The following is a 23,214-nucleotide window of genomic DNA, read 5'->3' as shown; positions in this document are numbered from 1 at the left end:
CGGAAGCCGGTCGGGGCGGTCAGGTCGGCCGCAAGCGCAGCAGGTGGTCGGTCTCGCCCTTCTTGACCTCGACCACTGCATCGAGCGCCTTGAGCATCTCGGTGAAGCTGGCGTAGCCGTGGTCCTTGGTGTCGAAGGTCGCGTCCAGGCGCTTGATCATCGGCCAGACGTTGGCCTTGTTCACCCAGGTCTCGCCGCGGGTTTCGGCGAGCAGGCGGAGCGCGCGACGGAGCATGTCGGCCGCCGGGTCTGCGGGCGGGGGTGCCGCCGCGTCCACGGTCTCGGCGGCGGCTTGGGCCTGCGGTCCGGGCTCGGGCTCGACGAGGGTGTCGTAGTAGCGGAACTCGTGGCAGCTCTTGGCCCAGTGCTTGTTGGTGTTCCGGCGGTTGCCGATGCCGATCAGGGTGCGGCCGGCGGCCTTGATCTTCTGGGCGACCGGCATGAAGTCGCTGTCGCCGCCGATGATGATGACGGTGCCGATGTGGGCGAAGCGGCTGATGTCCTCGGTGGCGTCGAGGCAGAGCTTGATGTCGGCGCCGTTCTTGGCCGACGCGCCGGGCGGGAAGAGCTGGATCAGCTCGACGGCGCTCTGCAGCAGGGCGTCGCGGTAGCGGCCGAAGAATTGCCAGTTGCCGTAGGCGCGGTTGATGGCGACCGGACCGAAGGAGGCAGCGAGTTCGACCAGGGCCTGCACGTCGATCAGCGGTTCCTGGGCCTTGAAGCGGTTGTCCGGCTTGGCGTAGGCGCCTTCGCCGTAGCGGGCTTCGACGAGACCTGCGTGCAGGTTCTCGAAGTCCCAGTACAGGGCCACCGATCGGTTGTCGTCGTTGTCGTTCGGGGTCAAGTTCTTCTCCCTCCCGTTCTTGTCGAAGGCATCGTAATGCCTCCGGGCGAGGTTCCCGTGCGCGGCAGCGTTGGGCCCGATGGATGCGAAGCGGGTGGGCGTACAGCCGGGTCAGCCTCCAGGTCCTGGTGGGCCATGGCGTGTCCCCGCGGAGCGGGGCCGGGCTGTGGCGCTGCGCGTCGAGCCGCCGGCTGCGTCGGCGTCTCACCCCTGACGGGCTGCCATCCCTCACGCGAATCCAGTCAGGCCGGCGGGGCCGGCTGAAGCACGCGGCGGCCCTGTCCCGTGCCCGGGGATCGCGGGCCTGGCTTCCTTCACGCTGCGCGTGAACGAGGCCCGCTTGGCGAACTGACCGGCGTTCCGTTCACGCCGCTTCGCTTCGTTCGCTGCACGCCGGCCAGATCGCCACCCCGGTCACCCGCCATGCCCGATGCCGGGCCGCCGAAGACGGGGGCCGACAAGTGCTCGCAGCGGCTTTGCCGCTGCACAGCCAGCGATCAGCGGCTCGACCGCCGCGCCATTCGCTCGCCTGCGGCTCCCTCGGTGGCACGTCGGCCGCAGGGCCGCCGCTGCTCGTGAGCTTTCGGTCGGCTGCGCTGCAGCCGCTGCGCCAGGCGGGCTGGCACAGCGGCCGCGACGCTGCGCCGACCAAAGGGGCCGCCGGTGCGCCGGTCGTCCCACCGCGCTCCCCCCACGGCGCCCCCGTCAATGGATGAGGGGGACTTGTGGGGGGATCTTCAAGCGGTGGGTCGGGAAACCGGCTCACTGCCTCGACTGCTGCTGAACCCCACCCATCCCCCACCCCTTCCCGTGAGGGAAGGGGCCGTGCCCACCCCCCGCCCGCCCGTGGGCGGGAGCGAGGAGAGCCAAGCAGAAGGATCAGTTTTCAGCAGCCAGGACGGATGCGGCGGGTCCTTCGGATGAGGAGTTCATCATGGCTTACGTACGTGTCGAACAACGCAATGCGCATCTGGCCGGCGCGGTCCGGCTGGTGTCGGTGGCGGGCCGGGACGGCCCCGTGAGCAAGGCGACGCTGACCGCGATCAGCAACACCCGCAAGGGCAGCGGTGACAACCGCGGCGAGGAGGCCACGGCGATCCAGTGGACGCTGTGGGGCAAGCAGGCCGAGAACGCGGCGCAGTACCTGGGCAAGGGCAGCCACGTCAACGTGGTCGGCCGCGTGCAGAACAACAACTACGAGCGCGACGGCGAGACGGTCTACGGCATGGCCTTCACCGCCGAGGAGGTCGACTACCTCGACACCAAGGCCGAGAGCGAGGCGCTGCGCGCCCGCCAGGGCACGGGGCCGGAGGAGGGCGACGGCCCCGCGCAGCCTGCCGCCGCGCGCGGCAAGTCCGCGAAGGCCCGCAAGGCCGGCGCCAAGACGCCGGCCGACGAGGCCACGGACCCGATCCCGTACTGAGCCCGGACCACGGCGCGCCGGGCCCGACCCGGCGTGCCGTCCCCCTGACATCCATCCATCGATCCCGAAAGGAACCGACATGCACGCGACCCCCACACTCGCCACGCGCTTTGCGCGCAACACCCGTGTCCTGCGCGGCGACAGCCCGCTGAGCGAAGACCAGATGCGCGCCGCCGCGCCCTCGGTGTTCGCCGAGGGCAAGCATGCCAGCCGCTCCGAGCGCTACACCTACATCCCGACCATCGAGGTGCTGCGCGGGCTGCGCAAGGAGGGCTTCGAGCCCTTCATGGTGGCCCAGGGCGCCAGCCGCATCGAGGGCAAGGCCGAGTTCACCAAGCACATGATCCGCATGCGCCACGCGGGGCAGGTGCAGGCCCGGCCCGAGGCTAACGAGATCATCCTCATCAACAGCCACGACGGCGCCAGTTCGTACCAGATGCTGGCCGGCCTGTTCCGCTTCGTCTGCTGCAACGGCCTGGTGGTCGGCCAGGTGGTCGAGGACATCCGCATCCCGCACAAGGGCAACGTGCAGGGCGAGGTGATCGAGGGTGCGTTCCGGGTGCTCGACGAGTTCGAGGCCGTCGAGGCCTCGGCCGAGGGCATGAAGGCACTGACGCTGCGGCCCGAGGAACAGACCGCCTTCGCGACCGCGGCGCTGGCGCTGCGCTTCGGCGAACGGGGCGAGGACCAGCCCCCGCCGCCGGTGACGGCCGCGCAGCTGGTCGAGGCGCGCCGGCCCGAGGACCTGGGCCAGAGTCTGTGGACGACCTTCCAGCGCGTGCAGGAGAACGTGATGCGCGGCGGGCAGCCCGGGCGCAGCGTCCAGGGCCGCCGGCTGCACACCCGGCCGGTCGGCAGCATCGACCGCGGCGTGAGCCTGAACCGGGCGCTGTGGGTGCTGGCCGAGGAGATGCGGCGCATCAGGGCGGCGGCGTGAGGCCGTGATCCCGTGAGCCGGGGCGATGACTTCGAGCCCGAAATCATCGCCCCGCATCGCTGCGGTCGGCGCGACCATCGAGCCGCAGCGTCCAGGCCGGGCTTGCCCGGCACGGTTTCGAGGACTCCACCATGAACTCCGTCCAGCACATCGACACCGAACTCGACGGCTACCGGGCACGATCGAGCGCGGCCACCGCCGAGGGTGCCCAGGCATTCACCCGCCTGCTGCGCCTGGCCGAGACGCGTGACTCCGGGCAGATCGTCCGCGTGGTGCGCTTTCTCGCGGCGACCTACAACGCGCAGGCCTTCCCGCTCGAACCCTTCGAGCTGCGCGCCGTCGATGTCGCGATCAGCGACGACATGCTGCTCTGCCTCGATGCGCTGCGATGGGGGCAGGCCGACCTGCACACCCTGGTGCCCGACGGCGACCGGCGCCTGCAGGCCGTCATCGCGCGCTGGGGCCTGCGCTGGCCCGAGGGCGGGTGATCGGCCACCGATGACTTTCCCCTGAAAGTCATCGCCGCCAAGGCCGCGATCCGCGCCGATCATCGACCGGGCACGGTGCCCGCGCTGCGCCTCGCGCGGCGCTCGCCGGCCGCCGCTTCGCGTCGGCCGGCTCGCAGGGTCCGGTGCCGCCCGTCGAGGTCGGCCCCCGGTCCCGGCAGGACGCCGTGCCCACCCCACGGGTCGGTGGTCCGCGATCCGTTCGCAGGAGTGCGTGCCGATGAAGACCCTCGTGCTGTGCAACCAAAAGGGCGGCGTCGGCAAGAGCGCCGTCGCCACCTTGCTGGCGCATCACCTGGCCCAGCGTGGCCGGCGGGTGCTGGCGATCGACCTGGACCACCAGGGCAACCTGAGCAAGCCGTTGCGGCTGTCGGGCCGTGCGAGCGCGAGTGCTGCCACGGCCGATGCGCTGCTGACCGGCGCGCCGCTGCCGCTGCCGGACCAGCCCTTCGTGCTGGTGCCCGGCGACCGGGCGCTGCTCGGCCTGGAGCGGCAGCCGGCGCTGCACACACCCTTCGCGCGGCATTTCCGGACCTTCCTGGCGAGCGTGGACGCGGACTTCGACGTGTGCGTGATCGACACCAACCCGAACCCCGACATCCGGGTCATCGCCGCGCTGGCCTCGGCCGACTTCGTGCTGTCGCCGATCCAGCTCAACCAGGAGGCGATGGACGGGGTCAGCGGCCTGCTCAATCACGAGCGCGTCGGCCTGCGCAAGATCAAGGCGGTGCTGAACCCGAAGCTCGCGCTGATCGGCCTGCTGCCGACGATGGTCGAACCGACGCCGTTCCAGAAGGCGAACTACCTGCAGGTCGTCCAGCAGTACCACCCGCTGATGATCCGCATCGGCGACGGGCCCGGCGACTTCGCGTCGATCCCCCGGCGCTCGTGCATCGCCGAGGCCCAGGCCGACGGGGTCGTTCTGTGGGAGATGAAGAAGACCGCGGCGCGCGATGCCTGGCGAGAGATCGAACCAAGCCTGACGCGCATCGCCGCGATCGTGACCGGGGCGGTGCCCGAAGCTCGCCGCGCGGAGGCCAGCGATGCCGCTGCAGCTTGACGACCTCGCCGGGCTCGACGCGCCGAGCCCGACCGCGAGCGGCGAGCCGCTGCAGTTGTCGGTCGCCGACATCGACGAGGACCCCGAGCAGCCGCGGCACGAGTTCGACGCCAACGCGCTGCAGGAGCTGGCGGCGACGATCCGGGAGCGCGGCGTGCGCCAGCCGATCTCGGTGCGGCCCCACCTGCAGGCCGCGGGTCGCTGGGTGCTGAACTTCGGTGCGCGGCGCCTGCGCGCCTCGAAGCTCGCCGGGCTCGACACGATCCCCGCCTTCGTCGACACCACCGCGGACCGCTACGACCAGGTGATCGAGAACGAGCAGCGCGAAGGTCTGAAGCCGCTCGAGCTGGCGCTGTTCGTGCAGAAGCGCCTCGCGCTCGGCGACCGGCAGGCCGACATCGCGCGGCAGCTCGGCAGGAGCCGGCAGTGGGTCACCCTGGCGACCGCGCTGATCGAGGCGCCCGACTGGCTGCTGCAGGCCTACCGCGAAGGCCGCTGCCGAGGCATGAACGAGCTCTACGAGTTGCGGCGGCTGCACGGTGAGCATGCGGGCGCCGTCGAGGCGTGGACCGCGCGGGAGCGGTCGATCACCCGCGACCGGCTCATGGCGCTGCGGGCCGAGCTGTCGGCCACGGTGGCACCGGACCCGAGCGAAGCCACGAGGCCGGGTTCGCCGCCGCAGCCTGTCCAGCAGGCGGGAAGCCCTGTCGAATTGGACGAGGCGCGGTCACCACGCTCCACCAAGCGCATCCATGTCGAGTTCGACGGTCAGGACTACCAGCTCGTCGTGTCGGTGGCGCCGGAGCAGTCGGGTCATGTCTACGTCCGCCCGCTGGTCGGCGGCCCGCGCCGGCTCGCGCCGGCCGCGTCGCTGAAGCTGCTCGGCTTCGTCGATGGCTGAGTTGTCACTCCGATGGACAGGCCGACGCGAGCGGAGTACCTCATCCGAGGCCGCATGCAGCGCAATTGCGATACACTGAACTCATGAAGACCGCGACCATTCCTTCCGTCCGCGTGGAACCCGAGTTCCGGGCCGAGGTCGAGGCCGTGCTGGGCGAGGGCGAGACGCTGTCGGAGTTCGTCGAAGCCTCAGTGCGCGCCACCGTCGAGCGCCGGCGGCAGCAGGCGGAGTTCATCGCGCGCGGGCTGCGCTCCCGCGACGAGGCGCGCCGCACGGGCGAGTACGTCGACGCCGATGTCGTGGTCGAGGCGCTGCAGCGCAAGCTCGACGCCGCCCGCGCCAAGCAGGCGAAGACGCGCCGGTGAGCTACCGGGTCCGCCTGACCCGTCAGGCCCGGGACGACCTGGAACGCCTGTTCGACTTCATCATCGAGCGCGAGCTGGCTCGCGACGGCGGTGACCTGGATCTCGCGGCCCAGGCGCTGACCGCCATCCGCAGCGGGATCGACACCCTGAAGGCCTCGCCCTTCACCTGCCGCAAGGCGGGCCCCAGCCCGTTCCTGCGCGAGCTGATCATCCCCTTCGGCCGGGCCGGCTACGTCGCGCTGTTCGAGGTCGAAGACGCCGCCACGGTCGCGGTCCTCGCGGTGCGGCACCAGCTCGAAGACGATTACCACTGACGCAGGCGCCGCTTGGATGCGGTGTGGTTCGCGTTGTCCATCGGATGGACAAACGGGGCCCAACGACGCGGCCGGCTCGCGCGAAGAATTCCGGGACGCTGTCTCGGAAATGAGGCCGGCCGTCCTGGGCGCAACGCTGCTGCGCTCGTGCTCCCCGCGAGCTGCGCGGAAGGCGAGGGCGATGATTCTGAGGTCGGAATCATCGGTCGTGCGACCTCGATCCGGGCCAATACTGAATGCGTAGGTGAGTGCAGAGATAGGCGGCCTGCCGCCGGCTTGTGAAGCTCCGCTTGCCTCGCATCGCATCGATTGCTCGGACCATGAACACCCCGCCTCCCGAGTTCGTCACGGCAGACATGCGCGGCCTGAAGGCCGCGCTGGTGGCGCGCGCGCAGGCCGAGCGGGTTAGCGTGTCGGTGGTGGTCCGTCGGGCGGTCGAGCGCGAACTGGGCCTCATCGATGCGTCGCGCGCGTTCGCCAAGGAGGGCCGACCCGCGCACTTCACCGGATCGACCGTGAAGCTGTCCATCCGATTGACACGCGGCGAGGCCGAGCAGCTCGATGGAGGAGCGAAGAGGTCAGGCCTATCGCGTGGCGCCTTTCTCGCGGGCTTGCTGGCCGACGTGCCGGCGTTGTCGGGTCGGTCGGGCAGCCGCCCCGACTGCCTGGCTGCGCTCACTGCATCGAGCGCCGAACTCTCGACGCTGAGCCGGAGCATCAACCACCTCACCGCGCTGCTGCGTCAGGGCAATGTGCGGCCTGCCCTGGAGTACCGCCGCATGCTCGACACGCTGGGCGATGACGTGCGCGCACACCTGAGCCTGGCTGCCGGCGTCCTGGCCGACCTGCGGCCCGCACGCTCGTCTGCCGGGCGTGGCGAGTCAAGGCGCCCCGCGGCCTCGTGAAGCGAAGGAGATTGACATGTCCCAACGCCCCGACATCGACGGCATCCTGATCCAGTGGGGCGATCGGCTGTTCTACCCGGGCAACCGCATCGTCAAGAACCAGCCGCAGCCCAAGCTAGGAGCCCTCGCGGCGCGCCAGCGTGCCGCGGCCATCCGCGAGCGGATCGAGGCCACCGTCGTTCGCCGCGTGCCGCAGGTGATGGTCAAGGTGACGGGTGGCGGGCGCGGCATGAAGGCCATCACCGCACACTTCCGCTACATCAGCAAGAACGGCCGGCTCGAGATCGAGGACGAGCGTGGCGAGACGACGCGCGGCAAGGAGGCCTTGCGCGAGCTGGCCGACGACTGGCGATTCGGCGGCAGCCTGATCGAGGACGCGGGCGATCGGCGGGAGGCGTTCAACATCATGCTGTCGATGCCGCGGGGCACGGACCCGCTGACCGTGCAGTGGGCCGCGCGCGAGTTCGCGAAGATCGAGCTGGCCGACCACAAGGTCGTGATGGTGCTGCACGACCACCAGGCTAACCCGCACATGCACATCAGCGTGCGGGCCGAGTCGAAGCACGGCAAGCGGTTGAACCCACGCAAGACCGACCTGCATCGGTGGCGGGAGACCTTCGCCGAGAAGCTGCGCGAGCGGGGGGTCGAGGCCGAGGCGTCGCGGCAGGCGACGCGAGGGAGCAGCCGTAACTACGACCCGCTGTGGCGTGTCAAGGCGCGGGAAGATGGGCGGTTGCGCGTCAGTCGCCCAGAGTCGAAGAGCGGATCACAGTCCCGTACGACGAGGGCCGAGGCCATCGAGGCTTGGCTTCAGATTGGCCGAGCACTCGCGGCATCAGGCGATGCCGCGGACAGGAAGCTCGCGGAGTCGATTGGCAGGTTTGCCAGAGGTATCTCCGCTGATCGGCAACGCGCAGAGCCTACCGGGAGGATGGCTCGGGCATCTGCTCCATGGATGAGTTCGACGGCAAGTCGAAGCCGCTGAGGTCGTCCCAAGGCCAACCGACGAAGCAGCGTGCTTGCGTCTGACCGGGAACCGGTGGCGATGAGCTCCGTAGGGCAGCAGGCGACGGTCGTTTCCTGATGAGGTTGACGGATCGTAAAAAACGCACATAATGCGTTGACGTTCTTCCTTGATTGCACAAACCATGTTGGTCCTGAAACCCTCTGTCAGCCGCCTTCCCTCCGAACTCAAGGAGGAGTGCCTGCAGCTCGTCGCGTCCTGGCTGCTCGAGGAGTGGCGAGCCACGGAAGACGATCTGGTCCGGGACACCGACACACCGTATACGCGCGGCACCGCGCGCTTTGGCCGGCAGAAGCAGCGGATCCTGCTGGAGTACCTCTCGGGCCGTCATCCTTGGCTGAAGGTCATGAACGGTGGTCTCGATATCGTGTTTGCGATCAACGGCATCCCGTGCCGGTTCAGCAACGACGATGCCGATGCGCCGAAGAAGCGCGCAGTCCTGGAAACGCACCTGTTTCAGATGCCTCTGTTGGAAGAGGCAGAGCCGGGCGAGGCTGCGCGGTTTGTCTTCGTCATCGATTGCGGGGCCGATGAGTCCAGTGACCCTCGCGTCGAGCTGCTTGGGTTTTCCAACGCCGACGAAGTGGTTTGCCGTTGGATCTCTGGCGGTGTGCGCCGCATCGGCGAGGCGACCCCCTCACTGCCGGCAGCCGTCGAGGTGCCGAAGCCGGTCATCGCGCCCAAGCGCCGCCGTGACGGCGACGACGAAGCAGTCGCATCCGCAGGGCCATGAGCCAGATCATCTACTCGAACATCCGTCTCGCGCGGCTGTTCAATGGCTTCTCGCTCACCGACCTGGGTGAGCGGCTCGACAAGTCCAAGCAGTATCTGAGTCGTGTGGAGACCGGCGCCGAGCCGGTCTCTGCTTCTCTGGAGCAGGCGCTCGTCGAGCACCTGGGCATCCTTCCCGAATTCCTGCGGCATGTAGACCCGATGCCGCTGACCGAAGAGCAGTGTCACTTCCGCAAGCAGCTGACCACCAAGGTGGCCCTGCGTCAGTACGCGCGCGCCCGCGGCGAGATGCTCAAGCGACTGGTGTGCGTGCTCGAGGAGCACCTCGACATGCCAGGGTACCGGATCACCGAGGCGGACCCGACTTCCGAGGAATCGATCGAGCGCGGCGCCGAGCAGTGCCGAAGTGCCTGGGGCCTCGGTTGGGGGCCGATCAGCAACATCACACGCGTGGCTGAGAACGCCGGCGCCGTTGTCATGCGTGTGAACGGCCTGGCCCACGAGGTCGATGCCGTGTCGTTCGCCACGCGGCGCCCGGTGATCGCCTTGAACGGCTCCGGGCGATCGGCCTGTCGTGCGCGCTTCGGTGTAGCCCACGAGCTAGGGCATTTCGCGCTGCACATCGGTGTGCTCACCGGCGACCGTCTGACTGAATCCCAGGCCAACCGTTTCGCCAGTTCGTTCCTTCTGCCTCGTGCGTCGTTCCTCGCCGAAAGCCATCGCGCGCTGCGCGGATCGAGGATCAACTGGGACTACATGAGTCAGCTGAAGCAACGCTGGGGCGTGTCCAAGTCAGCGCTGCTGTACCGCGGTCGTCAACTCGGCGTCTTCTCCGACGACCAGGTGCGCGCCGGGTACATATCGCTAAAGCGCCATGGCGAGGCCATCGAGGAGCGCGAAGACGAATTCATGCCGGTGGAGCAGCCCGAGATGGTGAAGGACGGCCTGCGCATGATGACCGACGAGCTGGGCGTGCCGCTCGCCGCCGTGGCCCGCAAGATGTGCGTGCAGCCGAAGCTGCTGCGCGATCTGCTCGGTGACGAAGAGGATGCAACCGACACCAAGGTGGTGAACCTCTTCGCCATGGCCTGATCGGCCGGGCCGCGTCAGATCACCAGCGGCGGCAGCGCACGCACGATCTTCATCGTCTCGACGCTCACCGTGATCACGCGCAGCAGCAGTTCGAGCGGGTAACGCGGGTTGCCCACGGTCTCGACGGCCCAGTCATTGGCATCGTTGACGATGCCGCTGTCTTTGTCGGTCTTGACGACCTGGCGGTCCATCACCCACTCGATCGCCGGCTTGCCGTTGACCACGTAGTCATAGGCTTCCTTCGGGATGTGACCTGCAACCCGCCACCCGTACCACGGCAATAGAGAAGAATCCGCGCAACCGAGAGGAAGCGCGATGCGCAAGAGCAGGTACACAGACGAGCAGATCATTGGATTCATCAAGCAGGCCGATGCCGGCATGAGCGTGGCGGACCTATGCCGCCGAGAGGGTTTCAGCTCGGCGACCTTCTACAAGTGGCGGGCCAAGTTCGGCGGCATGGAGACCAGCGACGCCAAGCGGCTGCGTGATCTGGAAGCCGAGAACAACCGTCTCAAGAAGCTGCTGGCCGAGGCCGTGCTGGACAACGAGGCGCTGAAGGTGGCCTTCGGCGTAAAGCGCTGAGCCCACCGGCGAAGCGACGCGCGGTGGGCATGATGTTGGAAGCGACCTCGATCAGTGAACGGCGCGCTTGCGCCTTGGTGGGCCTGTCGCGCGACAGCTGGCGGCACCCGCCCCGGCGTGCTGAGCACGACCAGGCGACGAGCCAGCGCATCGTCGAGCTGGCGCATGAGCGGCGGCGCTTCGGCTACCGGCGCATCGGCGACCTGCTGCGCGCGGCAGGTACGAAGATCAACGACAAGCGCGTGTACCGGCTCTACAAGCTGGCTGATCTGTCAGTGCGAAAGCGCCGCGGCAAGCAGCGCCTGAAGCTCGAACGCGTGCCGCTGCACGAGTGCCAGACGATCAACGAGGTGTGGAGCATGGACTTCGTCAGCGACAGCCTGGCCAGCGGGCGGCGCATCAAGTGCCTGACCGTCACCGACGACTTCAGCCACGAGTGCGTGGACATTGCGGTCGATCACGGCATCGGGGGCGAGTACGTCGTGCGCATGCTCGACCAGGTCGCGCGGTTCCGGGGCTACCCGCAGGCCGTGAGAACCGACCAAGGGCCAGAGTTCACCAGCCGCGCCTTCATGGCCTGGGCGCAGGCCAAGGGCGTGCGCCACATCCTCAACCAACCGGGCAAGCCCACGCAGAACGCCTACATCGAGAGCTTCAATGGCAAGTTCCGCGACGAGTGCCTCAACGAGCACTGGTTCCAGAGCCTGAAGCAGGCACGTATCGAGATCGCGCGCTGGCGGACCGACTACAACGAGGTACGGCCGCACAGCAGCTGCGGGCGGATGCCGCCGGCGAAGTTTGCGGCACAGCATCGACAAACGACCGGCGGCGCCGTGCCGGCGCCGCAGCAAACCCAGGAGTAACCTCCTTCAACCCAGCGGATTCCTCATATCGACTGGTACGGGTTCTGGGGACAGGTCACCGAGCGCGAGCAGGTGCCGCGCGGTTTCCGCCATCGCATCCACGAGATGCTCAGGCGCCAGGCCGAGCGGGGCCATGCCGGGGCTCTCCGAGATCGAGATCGCCACAACCGTCTGGCTGAGAGGCTCGCGGTAGGTCACGATGCCTCCTTGTCGGCAGACGCAAGCCACTCGGTCATGCTCTTCAGCCGCAGCGTCGGTGCAATGACCTCGAACAGTCTTTGTTCCTCAGCGCCCAAGGGCGGGTCTGGATAGACGAATGTCGTGCGCTTCGAAGGCTCGACGGCGGCTAGGCTGATGAGTTCGGGAGGCCGGGGCAGGAAGATGACTTCCGCTGCGTCGCCCCTCTTCACCAACTCGACCCGGCACTGCCAGAGAAAGTCCTTCATCACCTCGTCGAGAAGCCGGGCGACCACGTACTCGATTCGATCGACCTTCGCAGGGTCCATCCTCACAACGGGCACGTTCCCCATGTACGGGAAGCCGCGTTCATCCAAGTCGCTGATGCAGTTCGCGACCACCAACGGGACGTTCCACCGCTTCGCCTCGATCACCTCACGGCGGCACCACTCCCGGGACGAGAAGCTGTCGGTGTGCACCACCACCACCGCGCTCACCTTGACTTGATGCAGCAGTACCTTGTCGAACGGCAAGCCGGGCGGGATGTCGTGCACATCGAAGAAGGATGCCAACCCCTCGCCGTCGAAGAGCTGCTGCCGAATCAGTTTGGCGATGCGCTGGCCGTCGGCATCGCGCTTGGAGTGACTGAGGAAGACCTGCACCTTGTTCAGGAACTGGGCAAGCTCGTCTTCGTTCCGGGCCGGATTCTTCAGCTTGCCCAGCAGCGCTCGCAACATTCGGCAGAACTGGTAGGTCAGGGACGACAGCAGCTTGAGCATCCTCGCCTGCGGGTCGAGCGTGGCCCACTGGTCCCACCGAATTGCCTGTTCAACCAGGCCCGAGCTAGTCATGGCGCCGTCTATGGCGACGGGTGTCACCAAGCATCGGAGACCAGCGGCGTCGGCATCCTTGCAGACTGTGCGGAGCCACGTCATGTACGAAGCATCCGCGGCGAAGTGCTCGTCGAGGAGAATCACGACCGCGCTCGACTCGGAGTCACCGAAGTCGATCGGTGCAGGTGCATCCGCGCCTTCATGAGGCGTAAAGCGATAGACAACGCTGACACCGGCACCGCCAGCCACGTTCTCGTACAGCTTGCGGCGGTAGTGCTCGTACAGAAGCTTCGCCATGCTCGCGCCATCGGCGAACGCCGGGTGCCACGCGACGTAGACGACGAACAGGGGTCGCGACGCGTCCGTCATGCCGACTTCCGAGTCTTTGGCGCCAGCCCTGGGTCGAACATAGTGCGCTGTCGATCCTCCGGGGCGACCTCACGACGAGGAACTCCGTAGGCTTCTGCGATGCCACGTCGAAAGTCTGATGTGCCCCCGTAGCTGGGATGCCGGACAACAGTGACCGCGTCGCAGTAGCGTTTGGCGTAGCGTTCGGCGTCCTGCCCGATGCACACGATTCGGCGGATTCGCAGCCACGAAATCAAGTCGGCATTCAGCCCATCAACCTCTTCAAGCTCGCGCGAACTGAACCGCCGGTTTGTCAACTCGCTACCGTGTTCATGCGGGTGCAGCGGAAAGACATTCCAGAGCAATGGCCTGCCACGCACGAGCCTCAGCGCAGCCCATATCTCCGCCGCGGTGCGCTCGGCCACTGCGTTGCCATTGGTCGCGCGCGCGACAACGGTGCCCGCGTACAACGACGGCACCTCGGCCAGGTGGTACTCGTCTGTCAAGGCGAGCCCCGTGCGGCGACCTCCGCGATAGCCGAGATCGCGCCCCATCCAAAGCGTGTCGGCGCCCTGACCTTCGACCGAGCGGAGGTACGAGCGGAGGTTGCTGCGCCGAGTCGAAGCTGCGTCCGCGCGATCGAACAGGCCGCAGGTATCAGCGTAGGGATTGAACACGTCCTCCAGCTGGACCGCAGCCAGGGCGCGAACAAACGCGCTTGCGTTCATCGGACCGCCTGCACTGGTGCAACGAAGGTGAGGCTGTGCTTGACCATGTCCACGACGACCATGCCCCCGCGATGTTCGCGCTTCTGAAGCTCTCTGAACACCCGAAAGCCATCGAGAATGGCTTGCTCCCACTGCCAGAGTGGGCAAGTGGCGACCTCGAAACCGCTGACCATGCTTTGAACCTGCTTGAGCAGTCCGTATTCGAGCTTGCCGGCCGGAACATCTATGTAGAGGTCTCGCTGCTTGGCGTGATTGAAGATCCAGGTCGCGATCCCCTCTTCGATGATCATCGCTCTGGCCCCGTCCTCGTTCTCGTCGACGGCGGGGCGAGACTTGCGCTTCCGCTTCAACAGGGCACGAATCACCGGGGACCAACCCAGATGAGCGACGTAGGCCAGGTGAAACACGTCGTGGAACCGATAGTCGTCGGGTTCGTGGCTGTTGTCGGTAAGCGGATCGCCGATGAACACCTCGTTCAGGCGCTGCACGACGAACGTGCCTCGCGCCGAGACTCGCTCGATGAACTCGATGCGAAGCTCCGGCGGGAAGCGCTCATGTTCCGGGAACGTCGAGTCGAAGGGCGGCAGGTACGTCCGGTCGGGCCCCGGCCAGCGCCCGTGCGTTTTGACGATGTTGTCCCGCGCTACATCCTCGAGCTTCAGCATGAATGACGCGCAAAGCAAACCCAACATGGCCAACAGCGAGCCGAGAAACTCCAACTGTGAGGGCGCACCTAGCTCCAATTGCGGACGATCGGCTCGCCCGATGATTTCGCCGCTCATGCGAGCGAGTTCACCGAGCAGTTCGACACGTGCATCTTGAAGGCCGTTCCCGTGAATCGCGATGAGGCCGTCTATCTGGCGAAAATCGATCTCGCCGCTGCTCTCGCGGTCGGCCTCACCAAAGCGACTCCGGAGCCGTGCCAAGCAGGCCAGGCCGAGCGCCCTCGGCAAGAGCTGTTGTGCGTTCGAGAGAGCGATCAGGTACCAGAGGGCGTCACCGATCTCTTCGCCGGCAACGTCGGTTTCCGTCGCACGGAGCTGATCGCGGTTGACCTTCTTCAGCGCTGCAAGAAGTCCGCCCACCTCTCCGAAAAAGCCGAACGCAAGCTTCGTCAGCCCGCCGGGAACGTCGGTGAAGCGATCTGTCTCGGTGGCCTTCTGGGCGTAGTCCGCGATCGTCAACGGCGGCCGCTGCGGTTGCGCTCTGGTCATATGGTCCTCGCGATTACGCTGGCCGCGCCCACGTCGAACCGGGACGCTGCCACATGAACGGCGGCGCTTGGTAACCCCGAACGCCCAACGACTCGAACCAAGTGACGAACGCGGCGACGAAGTTCGGCGGGAAGTTCACCTTGTAGCCGCGGTTTACGAGAAGCGACTGCCCATTGAAGTCCACGAACTGCTGCGGGACGGCCGGCGCGGTGCTACCCCAGTAAGCGAAGTGCCGGCTGATCAGAACCCCGAGAGACTTGGTGTCATTCGCAATGTTGCGCGGATTCGCGGCGCCTGAGTCGAGGCTATGGTGCGAATCTCGCTGCTGCCACTGCCCAGAGCTGTCGCGGTGGTAGATGTTGTCGCCGAATAGCTGCTTGACGCCTCCTGTTCGACTCGGCTTCTTGCCTTGGAAGCGTGCATCGTTCCAGTACTCGTCAAAGGTCAGTGTCTCATCAACACGCATGACGTACACGAGTCCCGGGGCGGCTCGATCGCTCTTTGACGTGAGGCCGGTAACCCAGTCGCCAACGGCCGCGCGTTGCCGAATGTCAGGCTTGCACGTTGCCAACGTGCAAGTCCCGCCAAACGGATTCGGGGCGAATCCGTAGTCTCGCGCCACCACATACGAGAACAGTCGCATGCGACCGGCCTAGCATGAGTACCGCTTCGTCGCTCGGGGTGCCGCCGGGGAGCCATCTGGTCGCTCGTGGTTGTTGATGCGGCCTTCAATGGCGTCTTTGACTCGGTCGCCTTGCCAGCCAACCACTGCGTCGGCGTGGCGATCCAGGGCCTCAGGAATGTCGCACTCCGCTTCGCCGTGGTCCCAGACACCGACGATGCGCTTGCCAAGCCGCTCGGCGCACTCGATCTCCCACTTCACCCACTGGCTGTCGCAGGTCTCCGGGGTAATCAGAACGACGAACACAGACGCCCATGCAATCCGCGGCGCCAGGATTTCGGATTTGATGTAGCTCTCGTTCGACGCAGCGTTTGGCTTGTCGCTGTTGATCGAGCCGTCGCGAACGTTCATGCCCGCCGACTGGAGCAAGTCCTTGAGCGGCTGAAGGCGGTGGTCGTCCTCGTGGATGTGGCTGATAAAGATGTTTCTGCTGTCGTCCGACATGTCAGCTCCCCGTGCATCTTGCAGTTCTTGAGCGGCCCGAACGAGCACTCACCGGCTTGGCCCCACACTCGTTCAACAGGATAGCAAGGGCTAGCGACACGGCGGCGACTTGCAGGAGACTGCACCTTGTCGTAGTTCTAGCAGGCTGCTGAAGTACCCCTCCCCCATCCGCCCAGCACCCGTCACCTGAAGCCGCGATCGCCATTGCGCCCCGATGAGCGCCGCCGCGAGGCCTTGTCAGCCCGTTCCCCGGCATTTCCAGGCCGCTTTCTCGCCCTCATCCAGCCACTGGACGGACTTCTCCCAAGGTCCGCATCCGCACCAGGTTGTAGACGGCCATCGTCATCACGAACAACTGGTCGACCTTGCGGATGCCGCGCACCATCACCTGGCGGATCGGGCCCACGAACTTGGCCCAGCCGAAGCCTTGTTCGATCAGCTTGCGCTTGCGCTGCGACAGCGCGTAGCCCTCGGTGGCGGCCATCTCGTCAGGCACGGCGGAGCGGCGGCCGGACTTGTTTTGCGCGATGTGCGGCGTGACCTTCATGCGCTGAAGTTCCTCGATGAACTCGGCCGCGTCATACCCTTTGTCGGCGCCGAGCGTGACCTCGACGTCGGCGCTGGCTGCGGCCTGCCGGGCGTCGTGGATCATCACCTTGGCGGCTTCGCGCTCGGCGTGGCCATCGGCATGCGTGACCCTGGCGTTGACCACCAAGCCGTGGCGGTTGTCGGTCAAGGTGTGGCCCATGTAGCGCAGCTCGCTGGCGGTCTTGCCCTTGCGGTACAGCCGCGCATCGGGATCGGTCTTTGACGCGTGCGTCGCGTTGCTGCGCGTGGTGCCCTTGAATCCGCCCGGGCCGCTGCTGTCGTCCGAGTCTTTGTCGGCGTCCTTGTTGACGAAACTCTTGTGGCCGGCCCAGGCCTGGATCAGCGTGCCATCGACGCTGAAGTGCTCGCCCGACAGCCAGTGCTTCTTGTGGGCGGTCTGGATCACTTCGTTGAAGAAGACGACGACCGCCTCGTGTTCGATCAGGCGTTGCCGATTCTTGGTGAAGACCGTGGGCACCCAGACCAGGTCGTCCATCGCCAGGCCGATGAACCAGCGAAACAGCAGGTTGTAGCGGGTCTGCTCCATGAGCTGACGCTCCGAGCGCACGCTGAACAGGATCTGCAACAGCATGGCGCGCATCAGCTTCTCGGGCGCGATGCTCGGGCGACCGCCCTTGATGTCGGCCTCGTACATGGCCGAAAACAAGCCGTCCATCTCGGCCAGCGCCTCGTTGGCCATGACGCGGATGCGCCGCAGGGGATGGTTGGCCGGCACGAAGTCGTCGAGCCGACGCATCGTGAACAAGCCTTCGGTGTACGTGTCAGGTCCGCGCATGCGGTGAATCTTCCGTGGACTTCAGTGCCTGCGCATCGGGACTGTCAGCCAGAGGTGTGACGGGGAGTACTTCAGCAGCCTGTTAGGGCTTGCCTCGGTAGCTCGAGTTGAGCCGCGCTGTGCGGTGAAAGCAGATTGCCGTTGACTGGAACTGTCGGCGGCGCTTGTCACCCTGCAATGTCTGCAACACGTTCCGAACGGTCGTCGTGCGCCACCAGCGCGCGCGCTAGCTTGACGTCCGGCATCTACACCGTGACCTCGAGCGTAGAGGGTGAGGCGACAGCAAGGGCTGCGGAGTTGCCCATAGAAACCTGTAACCAGCCTCGGGCCGATGTGCCACTTCGAGACCCGCGTTGGAGCCTCGTTCGTGGGATAAATCCGGGGATAAATTCGGGGAACATGGGTGACCAGTGGGGGTGCTCTTCATAGGAAAACCATCCCCTCCGGACTCCCGGAGTTCCCCGGGCGCTTGGGTTCGAGTCCCATCAGCCACCCCACCTAAGTCGTTGATTCAACAGGGCCCGCACACGCGGGCCCTGTTCGTTTCTACAGTGGATGTTCCCGCCGAAATTCCCACGGTGGGAATACGTTGCCGGTCACAGGGCCTTGCGGCGGCTGATCTTGCTGCGGTCGTAGACCCGGGCGGTGGTGGCCTGGGTCTGGTGCATGTCGGGCAGGGCGCCGCGCAGCAGCTTGTGCTGGGTGGCGTAGAAGGCGCGCAGATCGTGGAAGCTGAAGCGCCGGCTGACGATGCCCTCGGCCACGGCCGCGGCCATCATGCGGGCCCACATGGCCTTGAACCCCGGCTCGGTGTAGGGCCCGCCGCTGCGGCAGGGGAAGACGGCGCCGCAGCGCTCGTCGGCCGCGCTGGCGCGCTGGCGGTCCAGCAGGGCGCGCAGCTCGGGCGTGATCTCGATGAGGTCCCACACCTCCTTGCCGGCGCGCTGCTTGCGCCGGCGGGCGCGGATCTCGCCTTCGCCCACCTGGGTGAAGGCCAGGTCGATGAACTCGCAGCGCCGCTGCCCGGTCATGGCGGCATAGCTGGCCATGGCGGCCAGGGTGGCGTAGGCCCGCCGTCCGCTGCCGTTGGCCCACTCGACCAAGGCACGCACCTCCGCCGCCTCGGGGGCCTCCGGCCGCGGGCGCTCGGGGTTGCGGCGCACCTGGCGGCAGGGGTTGGCCTCCAGCTCGCCACGCTCCAGGGCCAGGTTCATCAGGTTGGACAGCAGGGCCACCTCGCGGTTGGCGCTGACGGGCGCGCCCGCCCGCTCGACGCGGAGGTAGCGCGCCACGTCGGCCGGGCGGATGGTGCTCGATGCTGCCTCGCCGAAAACCCGGCCGAGGATGGCCCACTGCTGGGCGTAGGCCTTGCGGGTGGTGTCGGCCAGGTCGGCCCACTGCGGGGACTCGGTGTAGGCCCGCCACAAGGCCCCCACGGTGCCGGTGTCCTTGGCCCTGCCGGTCATGTCCAGAACGCGCTGGATGGCCTGCAGCCGGTCGGTGCCAAGCGGGATCGGCTTTCCGGAGACCGGGTGGTAGCGGTAGCTCACGGTCACGCCGTCCGCCCAGGGGCGGGCTTCCATCCTGGGCAGCAGGCCCTTGGAGGATGAGCGATCGCGGGGGCGGGTCATGCCGCCCGACTCCACTTCGGCCCGGCCGCCTGCTGGCCGGCGGCGGGCCGCCCTCCCTGGGCGCGCTCGACGGCGGCCCAGGTCAGCACGGGCAAGCCGTCGATGCCGCGCCGCGGCGCATGCAGGCCAAGGTGAGCCTTGATCCACTTGGCCTGGGCAGCGTGCTGCCGGTAGCCGGTGAGGGCCACCAGGTCGGCGTGCGTCAGAAGGCCGGCTGGGCTCACTCGCTGATCCTCCCGGTGTAGACGGCCGGAGCCCCGGCCCGGCGCACGACTTTGGTGTCCGGCGGCGCCTTGGCGTAGGCCGGCGAGGGGCAGACCTGCACCTTCACGCCGGGCGGGATGACGGTCTTGGCCAGCTTCGACGCAGCAGCCTGGGGCTCCGGGCGCAGGGTCACGGGCGGGCGCAGGCCGCCGGCGTCGGCGGGGATGTGGCCGCCGCTCAGGCTGTAGCGGCTGGCGGGGTGTTCACCCCAGCGGTGGCGTGCTTGGGCCATGGCGCTCAGCCCTTCAGGCGGTGCACGGTGCGGCCGGTGATGCCGGGCGGAAGGCCATCCTCCGGCGCAGCACCCCCGCAAGTGCCGCCGCCCAGGAAACCGCTCTCGCGGCCGCCGGTCACCTTGATCGCGTCGACTTCCACCTTGGCGGACTCGATCAGGGTACGGGCCACCTCGTTCACTGCCTTGGCGGTGTCCAGGTCGATCTTGCCGGCGCGCAGCTCCCGCAGGGTGATGAAGAGGTCGCCGCGCAGGCCTTCGAGGGTGTTGGCGTTCTGGCTCATGGGGTGCTGTCCTTCGGGGCTGGTGCGCGGTCTTGCGGCTGGCTGCGGCCGGCGCGGTTGATGCTGCGGGTGAGGGCGCCCACGGCGCGGATGGCGCGCTTGATGGGCTCGGGGTGGTTGTGGATGCTGTTGCGCTGCATGAGCTGGGCGCGGGTGAGGAGCTCCAGCGCGTCGGGGGTGATCAAGGCGGGGTCCACCGTCTGGCGGCCGGGCTTGAACACCAGGACCATGCCGGGCGGCACGGGCCCGTGGACGGCTTGCCACACCAGCAGGCTCACGGGCTTCCAGCGCTTGTGGCGCGGGCCGGGCTCGTCGCTGACCTTCTGGTCCAGCACGCCGTCGGCGTTGACCACTTGGGTGCCGATGGGCCGCCAGGTGTGGGGCACCGTGCCGGGCTTGAACTGCGTGGCCCGGCAGGCGTCCTGCGTGCCGGTCACGCCCTTGATGCCCTTGTTCCAGGGCTCCGTGCCGGGCTGGATGCGGGTGCGCAGGCTGCCGTGGCCTGGCCGGCTGCTGCGCTCGCGGGCGGTCTCGGCGATCAGCTCGACGGACTTGCGCAGGCCCATGGCGTTGGCCTTGCGCAGCACCTGGGCGATGTTGAGCCCCAGGGCGCAGGCCAGGTCGAGGGTCAGGCTGGTGGCGTAGTTGCGGCGCAGCAGCTCTTCGTCGGCCCAGGTCCAGCGGTGGCGTGCTGGTTTGCTCATGTTCGATCCCCCCTGCGCTTCATCGCGTCCAGCAGGATGTCCTGCACCTCGCGCTTGGTCTGCACCCGCTCGATGACGAGCTCGTCCACCGTGTCGCGCGCGATGATGTTGTGGACGAAGACCGGTCGGTCGTGGCCGGCCTGCTTCTGTCGGGTGGGGCCGACGCGCTCCAGGATCTGCAGGCGCTCCTCCAGGTTCCACCAGTGGCTGAAGTAGACGAGGTGGTGGCCGCCGTCCTGCAGGTTCAGGCCGTGGCCGGCGCTGGCCGGGTGCGCGAACAGCATGGGGATGCGCCCGGCGTTCCAGTCGCGGATGGTGCGCGGGTCGGAGTCCAGCACCCGGCCGGCGCGGAAGGCGCGCTGCAGCCGGGCCAAGTCGCTCTTGAAGTGGTAAGCCACCAGCAGCGGCGCGCCGGCGGCTTCCTCGACGATGCTGGCCAGCGCGTCAAGCTTGGCATCGTGCAGTTCCTCCCAGTCGGTGTTGCCTTCGCCCACGTAGGCTGCGCCGTTGGCGATCTGCAGGCACTTCATGGTCTTGGCCGCGGCGTTTAGGGCCTCGACGCCATGCTGTTCGAGCTGGGTGAACATCTCGCGCTCCATCTCGCGGTAGTGCTTGCGCGCCTTCATCGGCAGGTCCACCACGATGTTGTTCACGATGGGCTCGCGCAGGTCGAACCAGTCGCGCGCGTCCACGGTGGTGCACACGTCGGCCAGCGCGGCTTGGATTTCCGCCTGGGCGTGCGGCAGGGCCGTGATGCCGAAGCCGCTGGGGTGGCTGGTGAACCAGCGCTGCTTGAACGCGTCGAAGGTTCGGCCCAGGCGCTGACCACGATCCACAAACCAGGCCTGGCCCCACAGGTCTTGCAGGCCGTTGGGGCTGGGCGTGCCCGTCAGTGCGACGAATCGGTTGACCTTGCTGTGCGCGACCCGGCCCAGCGCCTTGGCGCGCTCGGTGCCCTGGCGCAGGCGGAATCCCTTGAGCTTGGTGGCCTCGTCGGCGATGACGGTGCGGTAGGGCCAGCGCTCACCCCAATGTTCGACCAGCCAGGGCAGCTGCTCGTAGTTGGTGGTGTAGACCTGGGCGTCTTGCCCGAGGGCGGCCAGCCGTTCGGCTTCGCAGCCGACGATGGGCATGACGTTGAGGCCGCTCAGATGCAGCCACTTCGCGGCCTCCTCCGGCCAGGTGCTGCGCGCCACTCGCAGCGGGGCCAGCACCAGGGCGGGGAACACGTCCTCGCTCAGGCTCAGCACGTCCAGCGCGGTGAGCGTGCTCACTGTCTTGCCCATGCCCATGCCGGCCCAGATGGCGCACCGCGGGCTGTCGACGATGGTGTCGATGATGCCCCGCTGGTAGCCGTGGGGGGTGAAGGCGCGGCGGGTCATGCGTCCGGCCACAGTGCCCGGCCGACCTGCGGCCAAGGATCGCCCAGGCGCGCCATGTCGGTGGGGTTGCGCAGGGAGGCCGGCACCATGGCGTCCGCCGCAGCTTGTAGAGCGCGGCGGGTGACTTCGTGCTTCACAACGGCGTCGCGGTGCATGTCGCGCGCACGGATCAACTCCGCGTCGAGCCGGGCGATCTCATCGGTGGCCGCGCGCTGCAGCGCCAGCGACGGGGCTTGTTGGGTGAGTGCGTCACGCAGGTTCATGCCAACAGCTCCTCGACACCCTCGACCGAGTCGATCACGACGACGCGCTGACCCATCGCACGCATGCGCTCGTGCTCGCGCAGCTGGTGCGCTTCGGGCTTGGCGCCGAGCGCCTTCAGCTCGACCCAGATGGCGGAGCCGTTGCGGTAGAACCAGCTCCCGTCAGGGTTGCGAGTGCTGCGACCGGGCAGCATCACCAGCCGGTCCGGCGCGCCGCGGCGGCCGATCCACTGGACCTTGCGCACCTCACCGCCGAGCTGCTTCACGCGCTCGACCAGGTGCCGCTCGATGTCGCGCTCACGCATGCGCGCCCCTGCTGGCCAAGCGGTCGTAGCTGTGCACCACGGTCTTGAGGCTTTGCGCGATCTCGGCATGGTCGGCGAAGCGGCCGTAGCGCTGGCCGCGTTCGGCTAGCAGGGCGGCGGTGGGGTCGGTCACGGGGATCTCCTTCATGCCAGATCGCAATCCGCCTCGGTGGCGGCCAGCGCACGGACCCAGGACGGGGGCTCCATGCGCAGGTGCTTCTCGACGAACGCGCGCCGCCAGGGCATCAGCAGGCCCACGAACTCCGGCACGCCCCGGACCTGGACCAAGGCGCCGTCCTCGCCGTTGTGCGCGATCAGGAAGGCGCTTTCGTTGTTGGTGGTCTTGGCGCCCTTTGCGGCGCTGAACTTGTGCATCGCGAGAAGGTTTTCAGGGTTGAACTGCGCCGTCTCGCCGTTCGCGCGGACAGGTATGGCCCGGCGCCAGTCCGGGTAGTGCAGGCCGTCGGCATGCCACCGATGCGAGCTGCCGGTCAACGTGTCCGTGGCCGTCCAGGCCAAGCCATTCGGGCTGTGCAGATGGATGCTGGGCCCGGCCTTGCGCAGCGCTTCCACCACCGCGCGCGGCACCTGCACCGTGAACGCCTCGGGGCCCTCTTCGATGCCTTGCTCCTGCCGCATGGCGCCGATGATCTGGCCGTTCGACGCCACCAGAAAGTGCTCTCTGGCCGACGCCTCGACGTGGACGGTGTTCAGGTAGGTGCGGATGTCGCCTTTCGCCGCGAGGTGCAGCAGCGCCACCAAGGGCTTGGTGTTGAGAGTGATCTGCATGG

The 23,214-nt window shown here is 67.6% G+C and carries 31 protein-coding genes; 12 read left to right on the top strand and 19 right to left on the bottom strand.

Annotated elements, in window-relative coordinates; translation table 11 throughout:
• Positions 1-19: 19 nt before the first annotated feature.
• A complete protein-coding gene (locus tag H4F90_RS06005) occupies positions 20-844 on the bottom strand; it encodes an NYN domain-containing protein (RefSeq protein ID WP_182662390.1) in 825 nt (274 codons plus the stop codon).
• Positions 845-1,778: 934 nt separating this feature from the next.
• On the opposite strand from H4F90_RS06005, the gene H4F90_RS06000 reads away from it, so the two are divergent.
• From H4F90_RS06000 to H4F90_RS05950, 11 genes are all read left to right on the top strand, one after another.
• Positions 1,779-2,267 (top strand): single-stranded DNA-binding protein, encoded by a 489-nt coding sequence (locus H4F90_RS06000; RefSeq protein WP_182662388.1) that lies wholly within the window; start codon positions 1,779-1,781, stop codon positions 2,265-2,267.
• A 79-nt stretch (positions 2,268-2,346) separates the two neighbouring features.
• Complete coding sequence (locus H4F90_RS05995; RefSeq protein ID WP_182662386.1) at positions 2,347-3,204, top strand: DUF932 domain-containing protein; 858 nt, start codon at positions 2,347-2,349, stop codon at positions 3,202-3,204.
• A 131-nt stretch (positions 3,205-3,335) separates the two neighbouring features.
• Positions 3,336-3,692 carry a DUF7673 family protein gene (locus H4F90_RS05990; RefSeq protein ID WP_182662384.1) on the top strand — a complete coding sequence of 119 codons (357 nt, stop codon included), beginning with the start codon at positions 3,336-3,338 and terminating at the stop codon, positions 3,690-3,692.
• A gap of 238 nt (positions 3,693-3,930) precedes the next feature.
• The gene (locus H4F90_RS05985) at positions 3,931-4,770 is read left to right on the top strand and encodes a ParA family protein (RefSeq protein WP_182662382.1); all 840 of its coding nucleotides are present in this window, start codon (positions 3,931-3,933) and stop codon (positions 4,768-4,770) included.
• Entirely contained in the window at positions 4,754-5,671 is a 918-nt protein-coding gene (locus H4F90_RS05980; RefSeq protein WP_182662380.1) for a ParB/RepB/Spo0J family partition protein, read from the top strand. Before H4F90_RS05985 ends, H4F90_RS05980 begins: the two co-directional genes overlap by 17 nt.
• An 83-nt stretch (positions 5,672-5,754) precedes the next feature.
• Positions 5,755-6,036, top strand: a complete 282-nt coding sequence (locus H4F90_RS05975) for a YlcI/YnfO family protein (protein ID WP_182662378.1) — start codon at positions 5,755-5,757, stop codon at positions 6,034-6,036.
• A complete protein-coding gene (locus H4F90_RS05970) occupies positions 6,033-6,350 on the top strand; it encodes a type II toxin-antitoxin system RelE/ParE family toxin (protein WP_182662376.1) in 318 nt (105 codons plus the stop codon). The genes H4F90_RS05975 and H4F90_RS05970 overlap by 4 nt, the downstream gene beginning before the upstream one ends.
• Positions 6,351-6,670: 320 nt before the next feature.
• Entirely contained in the window at positions 6,671-7,255 is a 585-nt protein-coding gene (locus H4F90_RS05965) for a hypothetical protein (RefSeq protein WP_182662374.1), read from the top strand.
• A gap of 16 nt (positions 7,256-7,271) precedes the next feature.
• Positions 7,272-8,240, top strand: a complete 969-nt coding sequence (locus tag H4F90_RS05960) for a relaxase/mobilization nuclease domain-containing protein (RefSeq protein WP_182662373.1) — start codon at positions 7,272-7,274, stop codon at positions 8,238-8,240.
• Positions 8,241-8,403: 163 nt separating this feature from the next.
• A complete protein-coding gene (locus tag H4F90_RS05955) occupies positions 8,404-9,012 on the top strand; it encodes a hypothetical protein (protein WP_182662371.1) in 609 nt (202 codons plus the stop codon).
• Positions 9,009-10,103: a helix-turn-helix domain-containing protein gene (locus H4F90_RS05950; RefSeq protein ID WP_182662370.1), complete on the top strand. Its 1,095-nt coding sequence runs from the start codon at positions 9,009-9,011 to the stop codon at positions 10,101-10,103. Before H4F90_RS05955 ends, H4F90_RS05950 begins: the two co-directional genes overlap by 4 nt.
• 14 nt (positions 10,104-10,117) lie before the next feature.
• Here the strand turns inward: H4F90_RS05950 and H4F90_RS05945 are convergent, their stop codons facing one another.
• A complete protein-coding gene (locus H4F90_RS05945) occupies positions 10,118-10,384 on the bottom strand; it encodes a type ISP restriction/modification enzyme (RefSeq protein WP_235971962.1) in 267 nt (88 codons plus the stop codon).
• A 34-nt stretch (positions 10,385-10,418) separates the two neighbouring features.
• Here H4F90_RS05945 and H4F90_RS05940 point away from each other — a divergent pair.
• A protein-coding gene (locus H4F90_RS05940; protein WP_182662366.1) for an IS3 family transposase occupies positions 10,419-11,548 on the top strand; the annotation gives its coding sequence in 2 pieces (ribosomal slippage) (positions 10,419-10,680 and positions 10,680-11,548; 1,131 coding nt in all).
• A 6-nt stretch (positions 11,549-11,554) separates the two neighbouring features.
• Here H4F90_RS05940 and H4F90_RS05935 read toward each other — a convergent pair.
• The 17 genes from H4F90_RS05935 to H4F90_RS05855 form a co-directional block, all read right to left on the bottom strand.
• Positions 11,555-11,746 carry a hypothetical protein gene (locus H4F90_RS05935; protein ID WP_182662364.1) on the bottom strand — a complete coding sequence of 64 codons (192 nt, stop codon included), beginning with the start codon at positions 11,744-11,746 and terminating at the stop codon, positions 11,555-11,557.
• Positions 11,743-12,927 carry a TIR domain-containing protein gene (locus H4F90_RS05930; RefSeq protein WP_182662362.1) on the bottom strand — a complete coding sequence of 395 codons (1,185 nt, stop codon included), beginning with the start codon at positions 12,925-12,927 and terminating at the stop codon, positions 11,743-11,745. The genes H4F90_RS05935 and H4F90_RS05930 overlap by 4 nt, the downstream gene beginning before the upstream one ends.
• On the bottom strand, positions 12,924-13,634 hold the full coding sequence (locus H4F90_RS05925; protein ID WP_182662360.1) for a uracil-DNA glycosylase: 711 nt from the start codon (positions 13,632-13,634) through the stop codon (positions 12,924-12,926). Before H4F90_RS05925 ends, H4F90_RS05930 begins: the two co-directional genes overlap by 4 nt.
• The gene (locus H4F90_RS05920; protein ID WP_235971961.1) at positions 13,631-14,818 is read right to left on the bottom strand and encodes a nucleoside triphosphate pyrophosphohydrolase family protein; all 1,188 of its coding nucleotides are present in this window, start codon (positions 14,816-14,818) and stop codon (positions 13,631-13,633) included. Before H4F90_RS05920 ends, H4F90_RS05925 begins: the two co-directional genes overlap by 4 nt.
• Positions 14,819-14,861: 43 nt before the next feature.
• Entirely contained in the window at positions 14,862-15,491 is a 630-nt protein-coding gene (locus tag H4F90_RS05915) for an Nmad2 family putative nucleotide modification protein (RefSeq protein ID WP_182662356.1), read from the bottom strand.
• Between the two features lie 9 nt (positions 15,492-15,500).
• On the bottom strand, positions 15,501-15,974 hold the full coding sequence (locus tag H4F90_RS05910) for a TIR domain-containing protein (protein ID WP_182662354.1): 474 nt from the start codon (positions 15,972-15,974) through the stop codon (positions 15,501-15,503).
• Between the two features lie 277 nt (positions 15,975-16,251).
• Positions 16,252-17,358 (bottom strand): IS5 family transposase, encoded by a 1,107-nt coding sequence (locus H4F90_RS05905; protein WP_182662352.1) that lies wholly within the window; start codon positions 17,356-17,358, stop codon positions 16,252-16,254.
• A gap of 596 nt (positions 17,359-17,954) precedes the next feature.
• Positions 17,955-18,989: a tyrosine-type recombinase/integrase gene (locus H4F90_RS05900; protein ID WP_182662350.1), complete on the bottom strand. Its 1,035-nt coding sequence runs from the start codon at positions 18,987-18,989 to the stop codon at positions 17,955-17,957.
• On the bottom strand, positions 18,986-19,213 hold the full coding sequence (locus H4F90_RS05895) for a DUF4224 domain-containing protein (protein ID WP_182662349.1): 228 nt from the start codon (positions 19,211-19,213) through the stop codon (positions 18,986-18,988). Before H4F90_RS05895 ends, H4F90_RS05900 begins: the two co-directional genes overlap by 4 nt.
• Positions 19,210-19,485 (bottom strand): hypothetical protein, encoded by a 276-nt coding sequence (locus H4F90_RS05890; protein ID WP_182662347.1) that lies wholly within the window; start codon positions 19,483-19,485, stop codon positions 19,210-19,212. The genes H4F90_RS05895 and H4F90_RS05890 overlap by 4 nt, the downstream gene beginning before the upstream one ends.
• Before the next feature lie 5 nt (positions 19,486-19,490).
• Complete coding sequence (locus H4F90_RS05885) at positions 19,491-19,769, bottom strand: hypothetical protein (RefSeq protein WP_182662345.1); 279 nt, start codon at positions 19,767-19,769, stop codon at positions 19,491-19,493.
• On the bottom strand, positions 19,766-20,473 hold the full coding sequence (locus H4F90_RS05880; RefSeq protein WP_182662343.1) for an HNH endonuclease family protein: 708 nt from the start codon (positions 20,471-20,473) through the stop codon (positions 19,766-19,768). The genes H4F90_RS05885 and H4F90_RS05880 overlap by 4 nt, the downstream gene beginning before the upstream one ends.
• Positions 20,470-21,855 (bottom strand): DEAD/DEAH box helicase, encoded by a 1,386-nt coding sequence (locus tag H4F90_RS05875; protein WP_182662341.1) that lies wholly within the window; start codon positions 21,853-21,855, stop codon positions 20,470-20,472. The genes H4F90_RS05880 and H4F90_RS05875 overlap by 4 nt, the downstream gene beginning before the upstream one ends.
• Complete coding sequence (locus H4F90_RS05870; protein WP_182662340.1) at positions 21,852-22,118, bottom strand: hypothetical protein; 267 nt, start codon at positions 22,116-22,118, stop codon at positions 21,852-21,854. The genes H4F90_RS05875 and H4F90_RS05870 overlap by 4 nt, the downstream gene beginning before the upstream one ends.
• Positions 22,115-22,423, bottom strand: a complete 309-nt coding sequence (locus H4F90_RS05865; protein WP_182662339.1) for a VRR-NUC domain-containing protein — start codon at positions 22,421-22,423, stop codon at positions 22,115-22,117. Before H4F90_RS05865 ends, H4F90_RS05870 begins: the two co-directional genes overlap by 4 nt.
• Positions 22,416-22,571 (bottom strand): hypothetical protein, encoded by a 156-nt coding sequence (locus tag H4F90_RS05860; protein WP_182663126.1) that lies wholly within the window; start codon positions 22,569-22,571, stop codon positions 22,416-22,418. Before H4F90_RS05860 ends, H4F90_RS05865 begins: the two co-directional genes overlap by 8 nt.
• Positions 22,568-23,212, bottom strand: coding sequence for a hypothetical protein (locus H4F90_RS05855; RefSeq protein ID WP_182662338.1), 645 nt, complete (start codon positions 23,210-23,212; stop codon positions 22,568-22,570). Before H4F90_RS05855 ends, H4F90_RS05860 begins: the two co-directional genes overlap by 4 nt.
• Positions 23,213-23,214 lie beyond the last annotated feature (2 nt).

Source organism: Aquariibacter albus, assembly GCF_014145335.1.
In the GTDB taxonomy this organism is placed as follows: Bacteria; Pseudomonadota; Gammaproteobacteria; order Burkholderiales; family Burkholderiaceae_C; genus Aquariibacter; species Aquariibacter albus.
The sequence above is the reverse complement of the archived record's forward strand: the minus strand, read 5'-3'. Positions and strand labels throughout refer to the sequence as shown.